Source organism: Nostoc sp. ChiQUE01b (genome assembly GCF_034531255.1).
Lineage (GTDB): Bacteria > Cyanobacteriota > Cyanobacteriia > Cyanobacteriales > Nostocaceae > Nostoc.
This window is the reverse complement of the sequence record NZ_JAVRBM010000053.1, coordinates 29683-54129: the sequence shown is the minus strand read 5'-3', so window position 1 is coordinate 54129 and position 24447 is coordinate 29683. Positions and strand designations below refer to the sequence as shown.

General features: G+C 45.5%; 14 protein-coding genes. All 14 read right to left on the bottom strand.

What is annotated here, in order from left to right:
- Positions 1-3: 3 nt before the first annotated feature.
- The 14 genes from devC (RMY63_RS27835) to RMY63_RS27770 all read right to left on the bottom strand — a co-directional run bounded on the left by devC (RMY63_RS27835) (position 4) and on the right by RMY63_RS27770 (position 24312).
- Positions 4-1197 (bottom strand): ABC transporter permease DevC, encoded by a 1194-nt coding sequence (devC, locus tag RMY63_RS27835; RefSeq protein ID WP_322731799.1) that lies wholly within the window; start codon positions 1195-1197, stop codon positions 4-6.
- On the bottom strand, positions 1187-2347 hold the full coding sequence (devC, locus tag RMY63_RS27830) for an ABC transporter permease DevC (RefSeq protein WP_322731798.1): 1161 nt from the start codon (positions 2345-2347) through the stop codon (positions 1187-1189). The genes devC (RMY63_RS27835) and devC (RMY63_RS27830) overlap by 11 nt, the downstream gene beginning before the upstream one ends.
- Positions 2348-2432: 85 nt before the next feature.
- Positions 2433-3587 carry an efflux RND transporter periplasmic adaptor subunit gene (locus RMY63_RS27825; protein ID WP_322731797.1) on the bottom strand — a complete coding sequence of 385 codons (1155 nt, stop codon included), beginning with the start codon at positions 3585-3587 and terminating at the stop codon, positions 2433-2435.
- A gap of 22 nt (positions 3588-3609) precedes the next feature.
- Entirely contained in the window at positions 3610-5028 is a 1419-nt protein-coding gene (locus tag RMY63_RS27820; RefSeq protein WP_322731796.1) for a lipase family protein, read from the bottom strand.
- Positions 5029-5329: 301 nt separating this feature from the next.
- Positions 5330-8254, bottom strand: coding sequence for an AMP-binding protein (locus tag RMY63_RS27815; protein WP_322731795.1), 2925 nt, complete (start codon positions 8252-8254; stop codon positions 5330-5332).
- 62 nt (positions 8255-8316) lie between these two features.
- A complete protein-coding gene (locus RMY63_RS27810; protein WP_322731794.1) occupies positions 8317-10518 on the bottom strand; it encodes a type I polyketide synthase in 2202 nt (733 codons plus the stop codon).
- 17 nt (positions 10519-10535) lie between these two features.
- Positions 10536-11660 (bottom strand): radical SAM protein, encoded by a 1125-nt coding sequence (locus RMY63_RS27805; protein ID WP_322731793.1) that lies wholly within the window; start codon positions 11658-11660, stop codon positions 10536-10538.
- Between the two features lie 126 nt (positions 11661-11786).
- Complete coding sequence (locus tag RMY63_RS27800; RefSeq protein WP_322731792.1) at positions 11787-12050, bottom strand: phosphopantetheine-binding protein; 264 nt, start codon at positions 12048-12050, stop codon at positions 11787-11789.
- A gap of 39 nt (positions 12051-12089) precedes the next feature.
- Positions 12090-12833, bottom strand: a complete 744-nt coding sequence (locus tag RMY63_RS27795) for a polyketide synthase (protein WP_322731791.1) — start codon at positions 12831-12833, stop codon at positions 12090-12092.
- Entirely contained in the window at positions 12826-13626 is an 801-nt protein-coding gene (locus RMY63_RS27790) for an enoyl-CoA hydratase/isomerase family protein (protein ID WP_322731790.1), read from the bottom strand. Before RMY63_RS27790 ends, RMY63_RS27795 begins: the two co-directional genes overlap by 8 nt.
- Positions 13617-14837, bottom strand: a complete 1221-nt coding sequence (locus tag RMY63_RS27785) for a hydroxymethylglutaryl-CoA synthase family protein (RefSeq protein WP_322731789.1) — start codon at positions 14835-14837, stop codon at positions 13617-13619. Before RMY63_RS27785 ends, RMY63_RS27790 begins: the two co-directional genes overlap by 10 nt.
- 57 nt (positions 14838-14894) lie before the next feature.
- Positions 14895-17639, bottom strand: coding sequence for a type I polyketide synthase (locus RMY63_RS27780; RefSeq protein WP_322731788.1), 2745 nt, complete (start codon positions 17637-17639; stop codon positions 14895-14897).
- Positions 17636-24085 (bottom strand): polyketide synthase, encoded by a 6450-nt coding sequence (locus tag RMY63_RS27775; protein WP_322731787.1) that lies wholly within the window; start codon positions 24083-24085, stop codon positions 17636-17638. The genes RMY63_RS27780 and RMY63_RS27775 overlap by 4 nt, the downstream gene beginning before the upstream one ends.
- 38 nt (positions 24086-24123) lie before the next feature.
- Positions 24124-24312, bottom strand: coding sequence for a hypothetical protein (locus RMY63_RS27770; RefSeq protein ID WP_322731786.1), 189 nt, complete (start codon positions 24310-24312; stop codon positions 24124-24126).
- Between the last annotated feature and the right edge of the window lie 135 nt (positions 24313-24447).

The window sequence follows — 24447 nt, the reverse complement described above, 5'->3', positions numbered from 1 at the left end:
TCATTAATAAATATCAGCCGGATCTATCTTTTGCAGCTTTCTGGTTGCTATCAATCCAGAAATAACACACATTAAAACCGTTAGACATAGCACAAAGCTGATAACGTTAAAATTCATCTCTAATTGCAGCCCTGTAGCCGTAGTAATTAACTGATAAAAAATAAAGCTTAAGCAAAAACCCGGAAAAAAACCAAAAAATGAAAGGATGATAGATTGGAGAAAAACAATACTGACAAGATAAAAATTAGAATGGCCAATGGCTTTCAATGTACCATATTGAGGTAGATTATCTGCAACATTACTATAGATAATGTTGTAAACTACGACAATACCAACCACAAAACCGATGATTGTTCCTAGTCCAAAAATAGCCCCAATTCCAGATGATTGCGTCCAATAATCTAGTTCTTTGGCAATAAAATGTTGTTTTGTGTAAATAACTATATCAGATGGTAAAGATTGATTCAAAAACTTTTCTAGGCGATCGCTATTCGTTCCTGGAGTCACTTTGATTAGACCAATATCAACGTCGTTGAGCGATGAACGAAGCTTGGAATCAATGCCAGAAGGTCTAGTTGCAAAGATTCTCAGAAAATTAAGATCGCTGATAATTAAATTACCATCAGTTACAAAGTCAGCACCCAGTTTAAAGGTTCCAATTACTTTGACTTGGACACCTGAAAGCTCAGTTGTCAAACCCGGTTGCATAGAACCATAATCTTTGCGAGACTTGCTATCGGCCAATAGAGTGTTGGGCATTTTCAGGGCAAGTTCAGCTGCTTGGATCTCAGGTAAGAGAAAAACAGGATCGTCTAGATTAAATGCAAACACTCGGATAGACCTTTCCTCAGCAGTTCCAAAACGTCTCCAACTACCAAGAGTCATATAAAGTGGATAAGCTGCTGCAACGCCTTCAAATTGTCTAACTTGATATAATCGATTTCGATTAAAAGTTTCGTCAATAACGGTAACATAGCGTCGCTGACTGAGCATGATTAAATCAGCATTGAATACCTGAATAAACGCAACGTTACTATTCAACATTGCATTCTGAAATCCGAGTTGAGAAAACATGAGAAAAACCGCAAACGCGATCGCAGCTAATGCTGTGAAAAACTGCGATCGTTGCTGGAGCAGGTTGCGCCAAGCAAGGGACAACTTAAAGAAGGCAACTCGAACCTTTTTCCTAGAAAACATCAGCGGGATCTGCAACTAACACTTTGCGAGCAACAACAAATCCAGACGCACTACATGTCACAATCGTCAGAGCAAACACGAATAACATCCGGCTAACAGTCATGGCGACTGGTAGTCTTGTGGCAAGAAAAATGGCATGGTACATCCCCAAAGCCAGAAGGCAACCGGGAATAAACCCCAGCGTCGCCAGGACGATCGCTTGCTGAATAACCACCGTCAACAAATGCAGATTAGTATATCCAATGGCTTTTAAGGTTGCGTACTCATGCAAGCGTTCAGTGACATCAGAACTCAGGACTTGATACACAATGGCAGTCGCAACTAGAAAAGCCATAATCACAGCAACACCAATGATATAACCGAGCGAAGTAGACTTAATCCAATATTCCCGATCTCTGGACATAGCTTCCTGACGACTGAATACTTTAATCGTTGCTGGCATGATTTGGCGTAAGTTTTGCACCACTTCATCAACCTTTACACCAGGCTCAACTTTCAGCAAACCCAGACTTATATCATCCAGCGATCGCCCCGGATTGAGACGAATAAAATTTTGATCGCTAACAATCGCAGTACCATCAGCACGGATGCTGTTATTTAAGCTAAACAGCCCCACAATCTCAACTTGTCGCCTGCTCAGTTCACTTTTGAGACCCACTTCTCTCGGCCCAAATTCAGAACGTGAGAGGCTATTCATTAACAAGGTATCTTGGCGTTGCAGGGCTGGTAAAGACTGATAAACTTCTGGCACGCGAAACACAGCATCTCGATAATTAAACCCCAAAACCAAAAGCGCTCGTATTCGCTTTGTTTCGACATTGCGCCACGAGCCAAATGCCAGATAAAGTGGTCTGGCAGCAGCAACGCCATTCATCCCTCCCGCCTGATACAAATAACGTCGGGAAAAGGGTGGAACATAGGTGGACTCCGGCGACTTGGATGAAATCAATACAATGTCAAAATCGAGGCTGTCGTAGAGGAGCGTCGCTGCCTTCATCACTCCGCTAAAGGTTCCAAGTTGCATAAATACTAAGGAAACTGCAAAGCTGATGGCTGAAACTCCCACGCCTAAGCGAACTTTACTCTGCATTAAGTTACGCCATGCCAACGGGGGGCCTTTCCAGTGTTTGCGGTGCTGACGTTTAGTCACATTCCCTGACTCCTGATAATTTAGACATCTGCAAAAATTGTTAAGGTCTAAGTTCTCTGTTCCCTTTTGAAAAACGTTTAGCGAATTAATTTAAATCAATCTCGGCATCTACTTGCAGATTACTGAGATCGGAGACAAGTTTGCTTCGATCTAAGCGGATTTTCACTTCTACCACTCGGACATCTGATTTTGCTGTCGGATCGTCCCCAATAATGTCGTTTTTGAACACCAGTTGACCAATTTTGGTGACAGTGCCAGTCATTTTTTCCGAAAAAACCGGACTGGTAATCGTTGCTCGCTGTTCGACCTTAATCAACTTAACGTCTGTTTCAAAAACCTCTGCCACTACATACATATTACGTGTGTTGCCCAGAGCGAGAAGCCCGCGATCGGAAATCACTTCCCCAGCCTGGGTGTAGATCTTCAGGACTTGGCCGTTTTTGGGCGCACGGATAATAGTTTGCTCTAACTGTGCCTGGGCCAATTTTAAATTTTGGATGGCTGAAGTCAACCCACTATGGCTAGCGACTCGCTTTAAATTCATCTCTGAGCGTTTGAGGTTCTCTTGAGCTACTTTGATATCCTCTGTGCGGGCCGTGGTTAATTGATCTAACTTGGCTCTGACTTGACTTAAATTCTCCTGGGTTTGTACAACCAGTAACTTCCTAATCTCATAATCTTCTTTAGGAACTGCACCTTCAGCATAAAGTTTTGCATAGCGATCGCGGATGAGAATTGCCTGTTGCAATTCTGCTTGCGATCGGCGAATAGCAGCCTCTTGAGAGCTAATTTCTTGCAAACGAGGAGTAGAAATCTGACTAATCTGTGCTTGTGCCTGACTAATCTCAATTTTATTGAGGGAGCTATCTGTTTGTATCTGTTTTTGCACCTCCTCTACCTGGCTAGCAACCAAATTTCGTTTAGCTAGAACTTCTTGATGGCTTTTGAGATAAGCTAAAACTTGTCCGGCTTTAACCCAATCACCCTCAGAAACTTTTAATTTATCAATCTGCGCCCCCACTGGAACTGCAACCTTGGTAATCTGCCCCTCTGGTTCCAACCGCCCCAATGCCAGGACTTTTGTTTTTTCAGTGGGCAACGATAGCAAAGATGACGAGGCGTTGTTGGCGGGTAACTGGCTAAATACTTTAAACAAGAAAACGTATCCAGCCCCGATACTTAAGGCAAGTAGACCAGCAAAGATACTAAGATTGCGAGCAGTAACAGTAGGGGTCATCATAAGTAGTAAAAGTTACCAGTTCTTATTCGTTCTTCAAGTTCAGCCCCGATCGCTGAATTTCGCTTTTAAGTTCGTCTAGAGATTGCTTGAGATTCCGAATTTCTTCAGATGTCTGTTCTTGAACTCCCCGTATTTGTTCTTCGGTGGTCATCACAATCCCAGCTTCTTGTTCCTGGAGCATTTCTTGTAAAAAGATGCTGAGAATTCCTCTAATCGGTTGCCACAACTGATGCCACCGTTTTTTGTCTTCTTGCAGCAGTTGAATGTAGGTATCGAAGCTGTGAGGGAAAGGAATACCTCCCATAAATTCTGCTGCTCCCCCAAAATTCAGAGAGACACCGTGATTTCCCAGTCCGATTACGTGATGAACTTCTCCCACATGTTCGTAATTGCCTAAGTAAAGTTCCCCCACTCTCAAGCCATTGCCAGCAACCATACTTAAAGGGAAAGGAAGGCTAAAGGGTACCAGGGTAAACAGATCCAGTTGATTTTCGACGCGGTAACTAAATCCTTCTCCTAATTGTTCGTTGTAGTAATTGGCAAAATGCTGATTGCCAACTTTCACAGATCCAAAGGTGTATACTTTGACTCGTAAAGCTGACTCTCCTAAAGAACTAAAACGGCGTTTTAAGAATAGAGCACCGAGTTGAGCTAAACCACCGCCCAAACTATGACCGCCCACGAAAACCTCAATCCGGCTGGCCTTTTTAGGCATCTTAGATATAGAACTCAAGCTAGCGCCAGCCCTGCGAGTATTCGAGAATTCACTCACTTCTCTAGAGATGTCTTCAAAGTTCAAGAGTTCATCGCAGGCAAAACTCCAGGCTCGATTCAGGTTGCCGATCGCATCATAAGAGAAGACTTCCGAAATTAGTTTTTTTAATCGACGCTCAAAGGCCAGTCCGAATCGGATTCCTCCAGCCGCAGCAATGGCATGGGCAATGGCAATTTGTTTACCAGGATTCAAGGTTTGAAATATCTCAAAATCTTGAGCATTAATTTGACCTAAGAGAACCTGAAAAAAGGCAGCCAGTTCATCTTTGACGGCTTCAAATCCTTCAAAAAATCCCCGTGCTACTTTGACTCGCGTATCTGGTAGAGAACCATAGTTAATTAATGACCAATTGAGATCGGTCAAAATATCCGTTAATTCAATTTGACCGCGATCGGTAACAATAGTGCCTCGAAAAATCACCGCAAATTGATTACTTCCTTCCCGTTTAAAAATGAAACCTCGGATATTATTTTCATTATTCTGCAAGCTATGAACTAATTTCCAGCCCTCATTCTTATACAGAGAATTATAGATATCTTGGACTTCGGCATCTTCAACAGAGCCTCCTCCGACTTGAAATATTTCATAACTTCGTTTGGAGAACTTAGCCATTAAAATCGCTTCATCAAAGCTAAAACCACTGCGAAGCTTTAAAGGTATACTCATAATAAGTAGGTCGGTGTGAATATTGATTATTGGAATCGGCAGAAGCCAGCTAGGCTGGAGGCAGAAGGAAAAAGAGTTTAAGGTATTTCATTTTTCTTTACATAGTTTAGTTTTTTGAAGTCGTTCTACTTATGTTTGACTTTTATTCTCTGAATATAGATAGGGACTTGATAGGATAATATCAGTTAGTGCTGTTTTATAACTATCAGTAATAAAATTAGAAAATTTGGTTATTATTTATTTTTATAAATCTTCTGATAGTATTATCAAGCTAATAGAAGACTGCTAAAAAAGGCAAAATCTACAACACCTCCATCTTTTGAACCTGCACGCGATCGAGACAAGCTTTTAGCTTTTCGGCAAGTACCTCTACATGGGGCGGGAGAACTAAATTCAGATGGTTTCCCGGAATTTGATGAATCTCAACTCCTCCGATTGCTAGATCGCTCCAGCCAAGGGTTGCATCTTGGGGATTTTTTCCAGTTTGTTTGCTCGTCCGAAAGAGGGTAACTTTACCTGGATAAGGCTGTGGCTTGTATTTGAGGAGGGCTGAGTTGTTAGCTTGCATGACTTGGAATAGCCGTCGCGCAGCTGGTTGAAAAAGCTTACTCAGCCTGGACTGGTGAGCGACAACCTTAGCTATACTTCCTGGCTCAATCAAAAAATGCAATGGCTTTGAGGTCTTAGTTCCAATCTGTTGGGTGAGTTGTCGTTCTTCGACAGCAGTCAGAAAGTGGTCTACTGTTTCATCCAGATAAGGACCAAGATTGCGAAGCACGGAATTCACCAGAAATTTAGCCATCTGGAAGAAATTCTGAGTGCGATTGTCGCAAAAGGCGGGAGTATCAATCAGTACTAGTAAGACAATGGTCTGTCCTGCTTGCTGTAGCTGTTGGGCCATTTCAAATGCCACTAGCGCACCAAAAGACCAACCTCCTAGACAATAGGGGCCTTCTGGCTGTACCTGTTGGATACCGTGGATGTACTCAGCAGCAATGTCTTCTATACAATCTTTTGATTTGCCTTCGCCAGTAATCCCCGCAGATTGTAGCCCATAGAAAGGTTGCTCTTGACCCAATAACTCTGCCAGGTCGGAATAAACGGAAGCGACACCCATCACCGGATGAATACAGAAGAAGGGTAGCTTTTCACCTTGCTGCTGAGAATTGACTCCAGTCAATTGTCTGAGAATTTGAGCAGCGAGATTTCTGATCGTCACACCTTCGAGAAACTTGACCACAGGAACATTCACTTCTAGATCGACTTCGATTTGATGTTTAATCTCGATTGCAGTCAAGGAGTCGAGGCCTAGCTGATGCAAGGGTTGTTGGGGATGGAGTTTCGCCAAGTCAACTTTCAGTCCCCTTGCTAGTTTTGCTTGAATGTAAGACTCTAACTGCTGCTGTCTTTCTGTGGGAGCGATCGCTAACAGTTCTGCTGCTGTGAATTTATATTCGCTATCTCTGCCATCCCATTGGGGCAAGATGTCAGCAGCAATTATGTCCAAACTCCCTGTTTGAAATCCATTGCGGCAAACAGTACGGGAAATCTTACCACTTGAAGTTTTGGGAATGCTGGCAGTCTTGAGCAGCAACACTGCATAAACTGATAACTCATGAACCTGTGACACCGCTTGGCGAATTGCCGCGATCACTTCATCTGCATTGAGCTTTCTTAAGTAGGTTCGCTCGATTTCTTGAGCAACGACGATTCTTTCTTCCCCTTCTACCTCAATGGCAAACACTGCTCCACAGCCTTGCCGGAGAGCTGAATGACTTTCCTGCACCGTCAGTTCAATGTCTTGAGGATAGTAGTTGCGACCTCGAATCACAATTAAATCCTTGAGTCGCCCGGTAACAAATAATTCACCATTATGCATAAATCCCAGGTCGCCCGTTCGCAGAAACGAACCCCCGCCTGTATCGTCTAAACAGGCATAGAATGTTTCTTGCGTCTCTTGGGGTTTTTGCCAGTATCCTTGAGCAATACTCGCTCCTGTAACCCAAATCTCTCCAACTGTATCATCTGGACATCTCTTGAAAGATTGCGGATTGGCGATCGCAATTGTTTGACCTAACCCTGTCCTCCCCTGCCCAACAATCTTTATACTATGCTGCTGTTGCTCTCCACACAGCGCAACTTGGTTTTGTTCGAGAGCAGCACTTTCTACATTACACACTGTTGGGTAGCACTCTTTTATTCCCCCGGCAATCAACAATGTGCCTTCAGCCATCCCATAGCAAGGATAAAAAGCTTCAGGGCGAAAGCCGTAAGGCTCAAACTTGGTAGCAAATCGCTCTAGGGTCTGGGCACGAACTGGTTCGGCACCATTGAAAGCAACTTTCCAACTGCTCAGATCGAGACCCACTAATTGTTCTGGCTGAATCTTCTGTACGCACAAGTCATAGGCAAAATTCGGCGCGCCGCTAATCGTCGCTTGATAGCGGGAAATTGCTTCTAACCAACGATAGGGCTTCTGCAAAAATGCAACGGGCGACATCAAAATTATTGAAGAACCGACATAGAGGGGTTGGAGGATACCACCGATTAAGCCCATATCATGATAAGGCGGCAGCCAGGATACGCCTAAGTAGTTGGGAGCAGTTTGGAAAAGCTGATGAATCAGTTCTAAATTGTGTAGTAAGTTGCCATGACTGACCATAACCCCCTTCGGCGTCCCGGTTGAGCCAGAGGTGTATTGCAAAAATGCGATCGCGTTTGGATCGATTACGGGTTCGTGCCATAACTCTGCTTGCTGATTAGCGATGGTGTCGGTAGTTAAAATCTGTTTTGTAGTCAGGTCTGGATGATGCGTAAATTGAGTAGCAATGGTAGTGAGGAGGGAGGTTGTAGTCAGCGCAACCCTAGCCTGGGCATCTGCCATGATTGCCATCAGTCTGGAGATGGACTGATTTTGTCGAGGCGGATAAGCAGGAACGGCGATCGTACCAGCATATAAGCAGCCAAAGAAGGCGGTAATGAAATCGAGACCAGGCGGGTAGAGAAGCAGGACACGCTCATGCTTGGCACTGACAGTTTGCAGTTGCACCGCGATCGCTCGTGCCGATAGATCCAGTTCTCGATATGTGAGATTAATTACTTCCTGTTCTCCATCCACCACAAAACTATAGGCGAGGCGATCGGGCTGTTGTTCGGCGCGATAACGCGTCAACTCTACTAAATTTTTGATTGACAAACCTGATGTTAACAATTCATTGAATACCATATTTAGCCCTCTCCAAAACCCGATCTGCTTTTGCTTGTACTCGTCTCAATACCGAACTGAGGCTAAAGTGTTAACTCCTCTATTTCCTCAACAAAATTAGCAATCTGAATAGTTGGTATCAAATTTTTCAAAATTAATTGTTCGTGGCAAGCTTGAGCTAATTCCGCAATGCTAGGACTAGCGATGAACTGTTCGATTGGCAGTTCAATCTTTAAATTGGTGACAATGCGATTTCTGAGACTGACAGCCATCAGAGAATCGATGCCCATACTACTAAGTGGCTTTTGGACATCAAGTTGAACAGCTTCACACTCTAAGGCTTGGATAATTTGTGCTTGAATGTAAGTGCTTAATAAATCGGTGCTATCGCTACTTGCTGCTACTGACCATTGCTCTACAATATCAATTTGTTCCGCAATCTTAGAGCCAATCACACTAGAGGCTTCAACATTATTAGATTCTCCTAATCTATCTTGCCGTGAGGCTTCTGATTCCTGCCAGTAACGCTGTCGTTGCCACGGATAGGACGGCAAACGCACAAAAGAACCACCATTGGGATAGAGAGCGTTCCAATCAATGGAATCTTCTAGGGTATAACGCTCTGCTAAGGAATTCAGCATTTGAGCGCATTCACTAGCAGAATTTGCAATTTTGAATTGAGGACTTCTCCCCTGCTGCTCTACATAGCCAGAAAACATATAAGGGCGGCTTTCTTGTGCAAGAAAAGCCATTAAATGCTCGGCAAGTTGTTTCTTAGAATCAACCACCATTGCCAAACGGTGGGAGTGATGGCTGCGGCGCAGACTAGTTGTATAGCAAATGTCTGCCAAGGAAATTCCGGCGCTAGAATCCTGGGTTAAAAACTCAATATAAGCTTTAGCAAAGGCTTTCAAAGCCTCTGGACTACGAGCCGACATTAAAAACAGTTGTGGTTGGTTAGCGATCGCAGCGTCAATTGGCAAGGATTCTACACCTTGCAGAATCACATGAACATTCGTGCCCCCTAGACCAAAACCATTCACACTCACGATCGGTGGTTGATTATCCTTATTTATTAGTGGTTCCAAGGATTGTGGCACGCGCAACCGCAGTTCCTCCCAAGGAATTTTGGGATTGGGGGTTTGAAAATGCAGATTGGGTGGAATCTGACGATGGCTAACTGCTAGTGCTGCTTTAATGAGTCCGCCAATGCCGGCAGCCGCTTCCATGTGTCCAATATTTGTTTTTACAGATCCAATGGCACATTCATTGCCCAAAGAGCGATCGCTGCCGATGACAGCCCCAATCGCTTTGGCTTCAATCTCATCGCTGATTGACGAACCCATGCCTTGAGTTTCTACATACTGCGCCTGCTGAGGAAGGATTCCTGACTGCTGATAGGCTTTTTGCATGACTGCTTGTTGCGCCAAACCATCGGGGGCTGTAAAACTGGTTCCACGGCCATTTTGGTTCACAGCACTGCTGCGGATCGTTGCATAAATAGCATCACCGTCAGCTAGGGCATGGGATAGTGGCTTCAGGACAACAACTCCTACCCCTTCAGCCCGAACAAAACCATCGGCTGCGGCATCAAAACTCTTGCAACGACCATCAGCAGACAGTAAAAATGCCTTACTCATGGCGATGCTGATTTCTGGCTTGAATATGACATTGATCCCACCTGCTAAAGCAAGGCTACATTCACCATTCCTGAGACTAGAGCAGGCAAGGTGAACGGCAACTAGTGACGAGGCACAGCCAGCGTCAACTGGCAGACTGGGACCTGTGAAGTCAAAGCAGTAGGAAATGCGATTTGGTACCAAGTTGAGGTTTGAGCTAACTATGGTATGGGCATTAATCGCATCGCGATTGTGCTCTCCAATTTGAATGTAACTGTAATCTCGGTTAAGTACCCCAATAAAAACTCCGGTATCGCTGCCAGCCAAATGTTCCAGCACTTGGCCAGCATCCTCCAGCGCCTCCCACGTCGTTTCTAACAAGAGTTTTTGTTGAGGGTCAATCCGAGCCGCTTCCGCGCCGGAAATCCCAAAGAATTTCGCATCAAACTGGTCTATCTGGTCGAGAAACCCACCCCAGCGGCTGTACATTTTGCCTGGTTCTACTGGATCGGGATGATAAAATTTGTTAACGTTCCAGCGATCGCCAGGGATTTCTGTAATCGCGTCCCCGCCATGACGCAACAAGTTCCAGAAGCCAGCTAGACTGTGGACACCACCAGGAAAGCGACAACCAATTCCGATAATAGCAATAGGATCTTGAGGCATAAGAGATTGATTAGCGATCATTTCAAGGTCAGAGTGGATTCACAATTGACTCGCTTCTGGATCTCAGGCAAAAGCTTGATACCTGCCTCAAAGTCAATTGCTCTATCAATCAAATAAAACAGATACATTGTTGTCAGCCAGTTAGTAAATTCCTGCTTAGATCCCAAGTGCTGCTCCATATTGAGCATAATCCAACCGATTTGGGCCCAGGTTTGACAACAGGTTGAGCAATCAGGATTGTTGCTGGCGCAGCAGACACGAGTTGTTTTGGCATCTGGATTGTAAGCACGAAAATGGGAATTGTAGGGTTTACCATTTTTAAACCGAGCCGCATTCTCTGGCATGTTCTCACTGATGCCAGAACAGACATCATATCCCCAGGATTCACCGTACAAATTCCCTGTAGACAGTACTTTGTTGATATAAGGTGTCATCAAGATGCGATCGGGATAGCGGGCAATCATGCGATCAATTTCCTGGCGCACCGCTGCAAATCCTTGGTGATGATCGTAAATGCCCCCCAAACCTGACTTATCGCCGTAATAGTTAAATAGGACAAAATTGCCGTTCTCAACGCATTGCTCAACAACACCCTCTATTTGATGTGCATTACCAGACGGGACGGTGTAGTACCAAAGCGCTCGACGATCGCCTTGGTAATTTTTTAATGCCCTGCTGACAACATCTAACTTGCCTCCGCCCCGCAGCATCCGATCTGTTTCGCGATCGCCCCATACGGAAACGCTGATTGTAATGTTTTCCAGCCCTTCATAAGGAATTCGGATCGTGCCATTGGTCGCAACAACTATCCAGAAATGTTGAGCCAGCTTTCGCAAGCGATCAAGCTGTAAACTCGGTTCTCCCCCCAATACTGTGATGCTATTGGTTCCCCTAGCTTTCTCCCGCTCAATAAATGCATCAAACTCAGCATCATCTTCAGGTGCTTTGTTTTGATCTAGTTCGTTGACGAAAAAATAACATCCTTGGCAACGCAAATTACAGATATGAGTTAGGTCTAGAGAAATCTCTTTAATAGAACCTGCTTTTCTGATCTGATTAAACAAATCAAGTAAAAACGGGTCTTCCAAATAATCCATTAAGGGATCTCGAACCTCATCAGTTACGACAAATTTAGTTTCCACAATATTCACTTTTTTATAAATATTTATGTTTTTTTCAACACGACTGAAATCGCTGCATTCATTAACTGTTACCTCTTCCTTGTTCCTTGTTCCATTTCTTAACTAGATAATTTATTTTGTATCACTCTACTTAACTTCTTCACGAACTTCATTTTTAAACTTAGTAAATAACTCAACTAAGTCATTGATCGTCTTAAAGCTAGAAACTTCTGTCCTGGGAATTTTAATTTTGAGTTCTCGCATACAGGCAGAAACAATCTCTACACCGTCCAGACTGCTGGCTCCATATTGTAAAATCGTTTTTTGCGGATCAATTTCAATATTTTCCAGCCCATCTACGTTGAGTTTGATATGTTTAATTACAACGTTCAATATTTGCTCTCGATCCATGATGTCTTGTCTCCTATATTGAAAATTAAAAAACAAAATTTAGGCTAAATAGGCCGCTTCGATGTGTGCTAATGTCCCTGGAACCCCAAAACAGATTTTGTGCATTAGGTGTTCGCAAGACAATGCTGCTTGGAGAGCTTGACGCCGGGGTAATGACAAGGTGTCTTTTACCATCTCCAAAACATGTCTGGGTTTTTCAGCGATTCTCCGTGCCATATCCAAGGCTAAAGTCATAACTTCTTCAGTTGGAACTATGTAGTTAAATAAACCTCGTCCCTTGAGTTCTTTGCCTTTGTAGAGCTTGGCGGTGAGGAGCATCTCGCTAGCAAAGTGATGTCCAACCATTGCAGGTAAGACAGATGAGATACCCATTCCAGGAGTAAATCCCAAATCTGTAAAATTAACTCCGTACCGACTGTTTTCGGATGCGATCGCAATATCACAATAGAGTGCTAACGCTAGCCCACCTCCCACAGCATGACCCTGCAAAGCTGCAATAATTGGTACTGGAAAACTCAGCAGTCGATCTGGCAGTGATAAATCTTTGACATCTGTATTGCCACTCGCAACTTGTTTAATTACGTCTAAGGTTGCTCCCGCGCAGAAGACATCCCATCGCCCACTCAAAATCAAGACTTTGAGGTTCGGTTCTGTCGCTAGATGAGTGAGGGCTGCCATCAATTCATCACACAGTTCTGCACTCAGGCGATTCTTGTTTTCAGGGTCATCCATTTTGAGTTGGAAGATACCGTCTTCTAGGTTGGCGAGCAAAACTTTAGACATGGGTTTTTCCCCTGTACTTTTGAAACCAGGGTGGCGAGAATCCCTCGGTGAAACTTTGAATTCCTTCTAAGACATCGGGTTGCTCCAACCATGAAACAAGTTGATTAAGGGCAATATTGGTCTGTCGCTGTAAATCTGACCCATAGAGTTGTTCAAAATATTGTTTACTTGCAGCCATCGCTTCTGGAGAAGAACGAAACAGCCGTTGTAATTGTCGGTTCAAGGTGGCAGCCATACCCTCAGTTGCAACTTCATCCACTAACCCACAGGCCTTGGCTTCTAGGCTTTCAATTCCCCGACTGCTGAGGGTTAAATACTTAAGCTGTGCTATGGTCAGACGACGCAGTAAGAAGGGTGCAATCAGAGCCGGAATCATGCCAATGATGACTTCTGGCAACATAAATATTGTGTTCTCGTTGGCAATGACGAGATCGCAAGCCGCAACTAAACCCAGTCCTCCACCCGTAACATTACCTTCAACGCAGGCGATTACGGGTAAGTGGGAATGACAAATTAATTGCAGACAATTTATAAAGGCTTGAAACAGTTCTATTTGAGGTCTTCCTCCCTGCTGTAATATCCATTCCAAATCAAGTCCTTTGCAGAAGTCAGTTCCTTCAGCCCGAAGCACGATCGCCCGACAAGATGAATCGGCGATCGCAGCTTGTAACGCTTGACTAAGTTGATTAATTAAGGATGGATTGAGCGCATTACCTGTTTGGGGCTGCACCAAGGCAATCTGGGCAACTCCTGAATCGATTTTATAGCGGATGGCCTCTACTATTAACTCCATTTATATTGCCTATAGTAATTTTCAACATTGCTTAACACAAGTAAACCTCGGTCTCGATAGCGTTTTTCATAGCGCTCATCTAAATAGTTTTCTAAGTTAAAGTCTCGGCGATCGCTATATTTTTCACGGGTCAATTCACTAGCTTCATAATCTGCAACAGATAAACGAAGTCGCTGATTGAGGTGTTCGTCAATGTTGAGCGAGCGGACAATTTCAGTTGCAGCCTTTCCAATAGTGGCGCTGTAGAATTCTGCTTGGCAACCACCACCATAAGCAAACAGGGAAATGCGATCGCCTGGACTCAGATCCTTGGCATAATTTAAAAGACTTAACAAACAAATAAAATTGGAACCCCCATACGAACTACCAATTTGTTGAGCAAAGTGTATACTCTCTGCAACTTTTGATTGAAAACTTAACTTAGCAGCCGCTTTCCCTACCGCCTCAAATCGGTTGAGTATGGTGCGATGTGCCTGAAACGTCATTGCTGGAAAGGGCGCATGATAAATGTGTTTTTTGAAATCAGCATCATAGTCTACAGAACCCACGATTTGCTCGTAGTGACTGAATGCTCCCTCCAAAGCATCTAAATAAGAGTAAAGACTCGTTTCACTTTTGATCACTTCGGTGTTGAAAGTGGGGCGCAGGTAGTCAGAAATCTCCTTTGTCCAGTAACCCGCCTTATCCAGTTCAATTTCGAGAATTTGTGGATTGGCGCTAACGAGCATCGCTACTGCACCACCTCCGCAGATAAACTCCTGGTCAGTATTGAGCGTGACGCTGCTGAAGTCCGTGTTAATTACCAATGCCTTTTTCCCAGGTCTCGCTCCTGAAACTACCCACGAAGCAGCCATTTTGAATGCCGCAGTGCCACCGTAACAAGCATGTTTCACCTCGAAGTTACGGCAATTAGGAGACAAATTACAAAACCGATGTACCCAGGTGGACAGGGATTTGCCACAATCAACCGCAGATTCTGTACCAACAATTAGTAGTTCAATGTCTTCCAAGTCTTGAGGTGATAAGAGTTGTTTGGCTGCATTCACCGCCAGAGTAATAGCATCTTCATAAACCGGATAAACCGATCGCGTTTTGCACATTAAACTATCAGCAATGTGTTGGAAGTTTTTACCACGCGCTTCGGCAAGATCGGCAATCTCTAGATAGAACTGCCCTGAGTACAGATTGAGTTTCTCGATTCCTATAGGCATAGAATGTTGGCTAATTGCTGACTGGGAACAGTGGGATATTTTTTATTTGGGAGTCCCTCAAAAGGAGTCAATCCAACAGCGTTGGCGCTGGAAAGGATAAGTAGGCAAGGCAACTCGCTGTCTGGGAGAATCTCGATGAAATTCTGACCAATTAATGTTTATACCCTTGTTGTATAAGGTAGCTAGGCTGTCGAGGAGCGATCGCCAGTTGTCGTGCCCTTGTCTTAAAGAAGATAACCAAGTACCAGTGTTTTTAGGTAGACAGCGTTTACCCATACTTGCCAGAGTATCTGTTGGCCCAATTTCCAGGAAAATCTCATACCCTGCCTCTGCTAAGGTCTGGATACCTCCATCGAAACGCACGGGCGATCGCAGTTGGGAGCGCCAGTAGTTAGCATCTAGTACCCCTGGCTCGAATTCTCCCGAAAGATGAGAGATAAACGGTAGACAAGGGGGATGAAACTGCATTTGCCTCAAAGTCTGCTCAAAGGCATTTTGGATGGGGTCTACTAAGGGTGAGTGAAACGCGTGGGCAACATTCAGTTCGCGAGTCATAATGAAATCCGATTCCAGACGGGCGATCGCTGCTGAAACCGCTTGTCTATCGCCCGCAATCACAGTTTGAGTAGGGCCGTTAAAGGCAGCAATGGCAACAGCATCCTGGTACAATGCGATCGCCTCTTCTACAATCTCCTTAGCTGCAAACACCGCCACCATTTGCCCTTCTCTAGGCTGCGTTGCCATCAGTCGTCCCGGTTCAGCGCTCAAGTACAGCCCTTGCTCCAAGCTAAATACACCTGTCACGCAAGCAGCTACATACTCTCCGACGCTATGACCCATCACCGCATCGGGTTCAATGCCCCATGACTGCCACAATTTCACTAAGGCATACTCCAGGGCAAATAGAGCAGGTTGGGCATAGGCAGTTTCATCTAGAGAATTTTTGTTTTCTGCTCTCTCCTTCTGCTCTCCATTTGGATACAGTACCTCCAGCAGTGGCCGATCCAAATAAGAGCGTAAGATGCGATCGCAATCGTCTAAGGCAGCACGGAAAATAGGTTGGCTGTTGTAAAGTTCCCATCCCATACCAAGGTATTGCGAACCTTGTCCAGCGAACAAAAATGCAATCTTCAGGCGATTCTGTGGCTGTAGCCGTCCTGTTGTCTGTTTACTAGTGGCGAATGTCCTCAGTTGGGAGATTAAATGGGGTAAATCGCCTGATGAAATGATGGCATGACGATGGTTAAAATGTGACCGACCTATATTAGTTGTGAAACAGATATCGGGAATCGATTCAGCGGTGTAGTTTTCTAAACTATCTGCATAACAACTTGCAAGTTCCCGTAACGCTGTCTCAGTTTTTGCCGAAAGCGTCAACAGCGATTTGACGTGCTCCCCTGCCCCCCCTGCCCCCCCTGCTCCCCTGCTCTCCTCTGCTGCTTCCAGTACGACATGAGCATTAGTGCCGCCAAAGCCAAAGGAATTAACGCCAGCAAACCGAGGCTTGATATCTATCGGACGATCGATTGTAGGAATCAAGAATGGTGTTGACTTGATGTCAATATGGAGATTGATGGTTTTGAAATGGGGATGAGGGGGAATTTCTCCGTGTTGCAAACAGAGGACAGTTTTGATGAATGCGGCAATCCCACCAGCAGCTTCTAGATTGCCAATATTAGTTTTCACAGAACCGAGTCCGCAGGGCAAATCGAGGGTTCGCCCCTGTCCTAGCACTGCCAAGATTGCTTGTAGCTCGATAGCATCCCCCATTGAAGTACCCGTACCATGTGCCTCAACATAGTCAATTTCATGGGGTGCTACCTTGGCATTTGCCAATGCTTGCCGAATCACTGCTTGTTGAGCCAATCCATTTGGTGCTGTTAGACCAACACTGCGACCGTTATGATTTATGGCGCTTCCCCGCAGTAAGGCTAAAATGCGATCGCCATCTTTGACTGCATCTGAGAGGCGCTTCAGGATAACTACCCCACATCCTTCTCCTCGGACGTAGCCATCGGCTGTAGCATCAAAGCTTTTGCAACGTCCATCAGATGACATCATGCCAGCCTGCGAAAAGGTAATATTCACCTCCGGTAACAACATAATATTCACGCCGCCCACTAATGAGAGATTTGACTCTCGATGCCGCAGACTTTGGCAAGCGGTATGAATAGCAACCAGGGACGACGAACAAGCAGTGTCGATTGTGACGCTAGGGCCTCGCACATCCAAAAAGTAGGACAGGCGATTTGCCGCCATACTATTGGCAATACCCGTGCCGGCTCTAGTGGGAATTGCGGTCATGGCTTTGTAATAATCGCAAGTGGCAATTCCCACAAACACACCAGTCTGAGAACCAGCTAATTGTAAGGGGTCGTATCCAGCGTTTTCTAATGCCTCCCAACTTACTTCCAATAGCAGTCGTTGCTGGGGGTCAATACTCGCTGCTTCGCTTACGGAAATTCCGAAAAAGGCAGGATCGAATTGATTGATATTTGCTAAAAAGCCACCCCAACGGGTGTTAGTTTTGTCATAACTACTTAAATCAGGATCGTAGTAAGCATCTACATCCCAGCGATCGCCAGGAACTTCGGCGATCGCATCACCACCATTTTTGCACAACAGCCATAACTCCTCTGGAGAGTTAACTCCTCCAGGAAAGCGGCAACCAATACCGATGACTGCAATGGGTTCAGTTGCAGCATGTTCGAGGGTATTGAGCTTTGCTTGGAGGGCTGATAGCTCCAGTAATGCGTTCTGCATCAATTGTCCATAATCTCTGCCTTCTGGAGGACGAGTCATAGCATTTTTTCCTCTCTGATTGATGCTAGTTTTGCAGCCAGCAAATCTGCAATTTCGTCAAGCGATTGGTCGGGCGATGACAATTTCACTCTCTTTTCTAATGATTGTTGCAGTGAGGCTTGTTGTTCTAAACTCTCTGAGTTAGAGGCTGATTCTTGTGGTTCTAAGAGCGACAACACTTGCGTTTCTATATAATTTGCTAATGCTGCTACCGTCGGATAATCAAATAATGTGGTTGGGGAAAGCGAACAGCCTAAACTATTTTGCAATTGCTCTTTCAACTCCGTAGCAGTTAATGAATCCATCCCTAATTCAAAGAATCCTTGCTGCAAACCGATGGACTGGGGTTGCTTTAAGCCTAAAACTTTGGCTACTAATGAGCGGACATGAGCTACTAATTCCTCCTCTCGCACTCGTACAGGCTTGGTTACTAGCGATTGGAGAAATGTTGATTGTGGCGTATTGATAATGGCAGCAATAGGCGATGGAAGATGATTGTGGTTAACTGGGTTATTGGTACTGATGGTCTGAGCCAGGATAACAACCTCTTGGAACGAATCGCCGATCGCCTCGCAATCAGGCGCAAGATGCACAGCCTCTTGAAACCCACAATCAGACAACAATTCCAGCCAGTCGGCCACTGCTAACAAAGGGTAGAATGGTCGCAACTCGTAGTCTGAGAATTTCCACCACCCTGGCGTTAATCCAAAGACCAAATCTAACCAGCGTCGGGGACTTGTTCCCTCCAGCAACACTAATAATCCTCCTGGTGCTAATAGGCTGCGAACATGACGTAAGGTTTGCTGTAGATCCTCGGTTGCGTGCAGGACATTTGCTGCCACAATGATGTCGTATTGATGGTTAGTAAATCCCTGAGATTGGGGGTCTTGTTCAATGTCTAAGCACTGATAGCGGACAAATGGGTAATCTCGGAATTTCTCTTGAGCCTTGGAAATGAACCACGTTCCTAAGTCTGTGAAGACATATTCAGTTCGATCTGCTGGGAGATGAGGTAGGAGGTAAGCAGTTGTTCCGCCGGTTCCAGCTCCAATTTCCAAAATGTTTACTGTAGCGGTGGAAATCGCGGTTGAGATTGCCTTTTGGACTAGCGCGTTCATCACATTTGCGCCGGGGGAATCCTGGTAAAGCTGGGTTAATGCTGTCAAATCGCCTTGGGGAAATAGCAACTCCAGTGGGCGAGTTTCACCTTGGAGGACTTGAGCCAAGTGCGAACCGCAACGCTCTAGCAGTGTCAGTTCTGCATTTGCTTGGGGATATTGCGATCGCAGTTTATGCAGTTGCGCTTCTGGTGTGGTAAACTCCAGAATTCGAGTTACTTCCCACTGATTACCAATTCGCTGAAGAATCCCTTCTTCAACCAGCATTTCCAACAGGCGCAAAGCGAGTTTCTGATGTTGCTCAATGACTCCTAGTTTGGTTAGTTGAGGGATGGAATAGCGATCGCCTAACTGCAAATTCCACCCCATCTGCCGGAATGCCGCCACCACATAAAGAATACTCAGTGATTCCAAAGTACTTAGAGCTTCCCCATAGTGTTTGAGACTAAGTTGGGCTGTCAATTCAGCCAACTGGGGCACGAGCAAACGCTTGATTTCTGCTGGCGAACAGAGCGATTCTCTAGCAGTCACGCTACTAGATGCAGTTTCCATCCAGAAACGCGATCGCTCAAAGGGATAATTGGGCAACACTACCCGACGACGTTGAGAGTCATGATGGAAGCCTACCCAATCGACGGATATTCCAGACTCGTACAAAGTTGCCAAACTGGACAACATCTGTTGTGAATTTGATTCCTTTCTCAGGCTGGCAAGCCACACATACTCGTTACTCGGTAAGCACTGGCGACCCATCCCCAACAAAATCGGTTGCGGCCCTACTTCCAAATACACTAACGCTCCTAGTTCTGCTAGAGTTGCCATTCCATCAGCAAACCGGACTGGCTGCATCACATGTTGCACCCAATATTCAGGCGTGGCGATCTCTGCTTTTGCGAGTTGACCTGTGAGATTAGAAATAAAGCGAATATCGGGGTTTGGCGGACAGTAGTTTACTTGCTGGACAATTTGCTCAAACTCCGCCAGCATGGGTTGCATCAACGGCGAATGAAAAGCATGGGAAACCTCAAGTGGTTTTGTCTTCACTCCCTTTGCTTCTAACCTGGCCACAGCCGATGTAATAGATTGATATCCACCTGAGATGATCAGATGTGCGCCGTTCATTGCTGCGATCGCCACATCCGAATACTCATCGATGATGCTCGATACTTCTTGCGACTGGGCAAATACCGCTACCATTGCTCCCACAGACGGTAACGCTTGCATCAGTCTTCCCCGTGCAGCAATCAACTTCAGTCCATCTTCCAGACTGAACACTCCTGCAACAGTTGCAGCAACATACTCGCCGATACTGTGTCCCATCACCACACTCGGTTTAATTCCCCAGGACTGCCATAGCTGGGACAATGCATATTCCAATGCAAATAAAGCAGGTTGAGTATAAGCAGTTTCATTAATAGAGGCTTGAGTTGGGTTTTCTAACTCACTACTTGGATATAGAACCTCTAACAGAGGTTGATTTAAGTATGGCTGTAAGATTTCAGCACAGCGTTCTATAGCTTGCCGGAAAACGGGTTGCGTGTTGTAAAGTTCCCGTCCCATACCGATATATTGCGAACCTTGGCCAGTGAACAGGAAAGCAACCCCCTGACAACGATCGCCTGTTCTAGAAGGCGGTGAGTCATCAATAAACGCTGCTAGTTCCTCGCAAAATTCCTCAGAGGATTCTGCAACCAGAGCTAGTCGATGGTGAAAATGCGATCGCCCGACATTGCTCGTATAACAAATATCCCCCAGAGATACTTCTGAATGAAACTCCAGAAACGCCACATACCGCCGAGCTAATTCCCGTAACGCTACTTCACTTTTTGCCGAAAGCGTCAGCACAGATTTGAGGTAGAAATTTACTCCCCTGCCCCCCTGCTCCCCTGCTTCCCCTGCTTCCCCTGCCCCCCTACTCACTTCCGGCGCTTCCTCCAGAACAACATGGGCATTCGTACCGCCAAAGCCAAAGGAACTTACTCCTGCAAAACGTTGCTCTCCAACAGCAGACCACTTCTGAGTTTCGCGGGGAATTGAAAAAGGCGTGTCTTGGATGGTAATCTTCGGATTTAGCTGCTGGAGATGAAGCGTACCGGGAATCTCTTGATGTTGCAAAGCCAGTACAACTTTTATTAACCCTGCAATTCCGGCTGCTGATTCTAAATGACCAATATTTGTCTTTACTGAACCGATCGCACAAGGTTGGTTTGAGGAACGACCTGACATCAGCACTGATTGCAAAGAATTAACTTCAATCGGGTCGCCCAAGGCTGTACCTGTCCCATGAGCCTCAACATAGCTAATCGCTGCAGGTGCGACTCCAGCATTAACAAGCGCCTGATGGATAACGGCTTGTTGGGCAATTCCTCTAGGAGCAGTCAACCCATTGCTGTTACCATCCTGATTGACTGCCGATCCGCGAATCAGCGCCAGGATATTATCCCCATCTTTGATGGCATCAGTAAAACGCTTCAGCACTACGATTCCACAACCTTCTCCCCGGACATAACCATCTGCATCCGCATCAAAGGTTTTACAGCGACCATCCCCCGACATGAATCTTGCTTGGGAGAGGGCAATTGTCATTTGGGGGGTGAGAATTAAATTAACACCACCTGCCAAAGCCAAGTCACATTCCCCTAACCGTAAACTTTGACAAGCCTGGTGAACTGCAACCAGAGATGAAGAACAGGCAGTATCGACTGCCCAACTGGGCCCGTGCCAATCGAACTGATAGGATAGGCGGTTAGCAGCAATGCTCAGAGCGTTGCCTGTGCTGGCATAAACATCAATATCAGACAACCGATCGAACTGGAATCGAGCATAGTCATTGGTACTGATGCCGATAAATACACCACTGTTGCTGCCTGCCAAGCGATCGCTTGCTAATCCAGCATTTTCTAAAGCCTGCCAACTCACTTCTAATAACAGCCTTTGCTGCGGGTCCATCCGCTCGGCTTCACGAGGAGAAATGCAAAAAAACTGGGGATCGAATCGGTCAACTTGCTTGATAAATCCACCCCAACGAGTACTCATTTTCCCTGGTTGGGCGGGGATGGGGTTATAGAAAAGATGAGAATCCCAACGATCGGCAGGAATTTGGTCGATGGCACTTTTACCATTTCGTAGTAATTGCCAAAAGGCTTCTGAGTTATTAGCTCCGGGAAAGCGGCAATCAAGACCAATAATCGCGATCGCCTCGACGGATTTGAGGTTTTGTCTGGGTTCTGGAGATTCTCGCTGTTGGGATAAAGTTTCTGTGAGATAGGCTGATAGAGTTGCGATCGTCGGGTAATCGTAAGCCAAAGTAGGCAACAACTGACAACCTAACCAATCCTCTAAATCTGCCGACAGGCTGACTGCGGCAATCGAATCTAACCCGTAGTAAGCAAACGATTCACGCGGATCTATAGATTGGGGTGCAATGTTTTGTCGCTGAGAAATCTTATTTACCAACCAGTCTTGAATTTCCGCCGCCCCCTTTTCTCCTGACTTGCGACTTCTCAATTCTCCCTGCTCCCCTGCTCCCCTGCTCCCCTGCTCCCCTGCTCCCCTGCTCCCCTGCTCCCTTGCTCCCCTGCTCCCCTGCTCCCCTGCCTTCCTCCACTGTTCCACCACTTCCAAAGCCCCCGCAAAAAATCCTGCGCGGGTGGCATAGCGCTGAATCTTCCCACTGGAAGTTTTGGGGATACTGGCTGGCTTCAACAGCAAGACGGCATACAGTTCTAACTCGTGCTGTGTTGTTACTGCTTGTCGGATAGAGCCAATTACCTTATTTGCATCAAGCTTCCGCACAGCAGTTCGCTCGACTTCACACGCCACAACGAGTTGTTCTTCACCGTCTACCTCGATAGTAAATGCGGCTACTCCCTGCGTTCCCAAAGCCGAATGACTATTTGTAACTGTGAGTTCAATGTCTTGAGGATAATGATTGTGTCCTCGAATAATAATTAAATCCTTGAGTCTTCCAGCGATAAATAGCTCGCCGTCTTGTAAAAAGCCTAAATCTCCTGTACGGAGAAACGGACCTTCACCTGTATCTGCTAAATAAGCTGCAAAAGTGGATTTTGTGTTCTCAGGTTGCTGCCAATAGCCTTGGGTAATACTCGCTCCTGCTACCCAAATCTCGCCGACTTCATCTGGTGAACATCGCCTCAATAATTCAGGATGAACGATCGCAATTTGGGTATCCCCCTGCTGGCTATTGCCACATCCAACTAAAAGCCGCGCCTTGGAATTCTCTGCTATTGCCAGCACTATCCGATTTTGTGCCAGTGCGGTTGCCTCTACCTTGATAATTATTGGCTGAGTTTGTGCTTCTACGGTAGTCACTTTCAGCGTCGCCTCAGCTAGCCCGTATGCCGGACAAAAAGCTGTTTCTTGAAACCTACAGGAGGCAAATGCTTTGGCAAACCGTTGCAGCGTTTCTGCTTTGACTGGCTCGGCACCATTGGAAGCAACCTGCCAAGAACTAAGATTTAGGCTAGCACGTTGTTCTGCGGTAATTTTCCGAAGGCATAATTCATAGGCAAAGTTGGGTGCGCTGCTATGGGTTGCCTGATAGCGGGAAATAGCTTGCAGCCAGCGAATCGGACGCCCAATAAAGGACACGGGTGCCATGATATAGCTAGGAAAGCCGTAGTATAAAGGTTGGAGTATTCCATAAATTAGCCCCATATCGTGAAAGAACGGAATCCATGTCACCATCACGCTATTAGCTGTGTGATTCCAACCTTGGTCAATGTAGGCTAAATTGTGCAGTAGATTGCTGTGGCTGACCATCACTCCTTTAGGCATTCCCGTAGAACCGGAGGTGTATTGCAGGAACGCTAAAGTATTTCCATCAATATTAGGTGCTTGCCATTCCTGTGCAATCGCATCAGAAATCGCATCGCTTGCCAACACTTTTAGAGATGCTAGTTCTGGATTGTCTGCAAAGTAGTTCTTAACGATTGGCAATAGTGCTGTTGTTGTCAGGATCGCAGTTGCTTGGGCATCGGAAACGATCGCACCCAACCTAGTAATCGACTGATTTTGCCGAGGGGGATAGGCAGGAATAGCAATCAGACCAGCATACAAGCAGCCGAAAAAGGCAGTAATAAATTCTAAACCAGGTGGGTAGAGCAGGAGTACGCGATCGCCTGGCTTTACAAATCTTTGCAAGTAGGTAGCGATCGCTCTTGCCTCTTTATCCAGTGCTCCATACGTGAGTCTACTTCCCTCAGATTCACCATCTACCAAAAAGGTATAGCCTAGCGTCTGAGGTTGCTGAATACCTCTGTAGCGCAATACGTCTACTAGCGTCTCACTAGTATGCTGTTTTTCCATGCATGGCTACTCCTAATACCTGGAAATTGTTCAGATCGCTAATCTCTAGCACATTGACAACCAAAGCCAACATCTGCGAGTAAATGAAGGCATTGAAGATTTATCAGACTGATCAAGCCATCAGTTTGATAAATTTTGGTGTTCTCCAAAAAATCTTGGTGTTCTCCGAGAAAATCTTGGTGTTCTCCGAGAAAAGCTTGGTATTGTTTAGAATACCAAGATTTCACTCTTCAGGCACAAATCTTATAAATTCTCAACTATTTAAGGGATGACTTTTATATCAAAATAACTTAATAGTTATCGCAGGAAACTTGTGGAATTTCTATCTTATTAGCAGATGCATTCAATCAGTTAAGGAATTG

Bases quoted from the DNA above. Each gene is read 5' to 3' on its own strand.
- devC (WP_322731799.1), bottom strand. From the start codon at position 1,197: ATGTTTTCTAGGAAAAAGGTTCGAGTTGCCTTCTTTAAGTTGTCCCTT.
- RMY63_RS27825 (WP_322731797.1), bottom strand. From the start codon at position 3,587: ATGATGACCCCTACTGTTACTGCTCGCAATCTTAGTATCTTTGCTGGT.
- RMY63_RS27820 (WP_322731796.1), bottom strand. From the start codon at position 5,028: ATGAGTATACCTTTAAAGCTTCGCAGTGGTTTTAGCTTTGATGAAGCG.
- RMY63_RS27815 (WP_322731795.1), bottom strand. From the start codon at position 8,254: ATGGTATTCAATGAATTGTTAACATCAGGTTTGTCAATCAAAAATTTA.
- RMY63_RS27810 (WP_322731794.1), bottom strand. From the start codon at position 10,518: ATGCCTCAAGATCCTATTGCTATTATCGGAATTGGTTGTCGCTTTCCT.
- RMY63_RS27800 (WP_322731792.1), bottom strand. From the start codon at position 12,050: ATGGATCGAGAGCAAATATTGAACGTTGTAATTAAACATATCAAACTC.
- RMY63_RS27795 (WP_322731791.1), bottom strand. From the start codon at position 12,833: ATGTCTAAAGTTTTGCTCGCCAACCTAGAAGACGGTATCTTCCAACTC.
- RMY63_RS27790 (WP_322731790.1), bottom strand. From the start codon at position 13,626: ATGGAGTTAATAGTAGAGGCCATCCGCTATAAAATCGATTCAGGAGTT.
- RMY63_RS27785 (WP_322731789.1), bottom strand. From the start codon at position 14,837: ATGCCTATAGGAATCGAGAAACTCAATCTGTACTCAGGGCAGTTCTAT.
- RMY63_RS27780 (WP_322731788.1), bottom strand. From the start codon at position 17,639: ATGACTCGTCCTCCAGAAGGCAGAGATTATGGACAATTGATGCAGAAC.
- RMY63_RS27775 (WP_322731787.1), bottom strand. From the start codon at position 24,085: ATGGAAAAACAGCATACTAGTGAGACGCTAGTAGACGTATTGCGCTAC.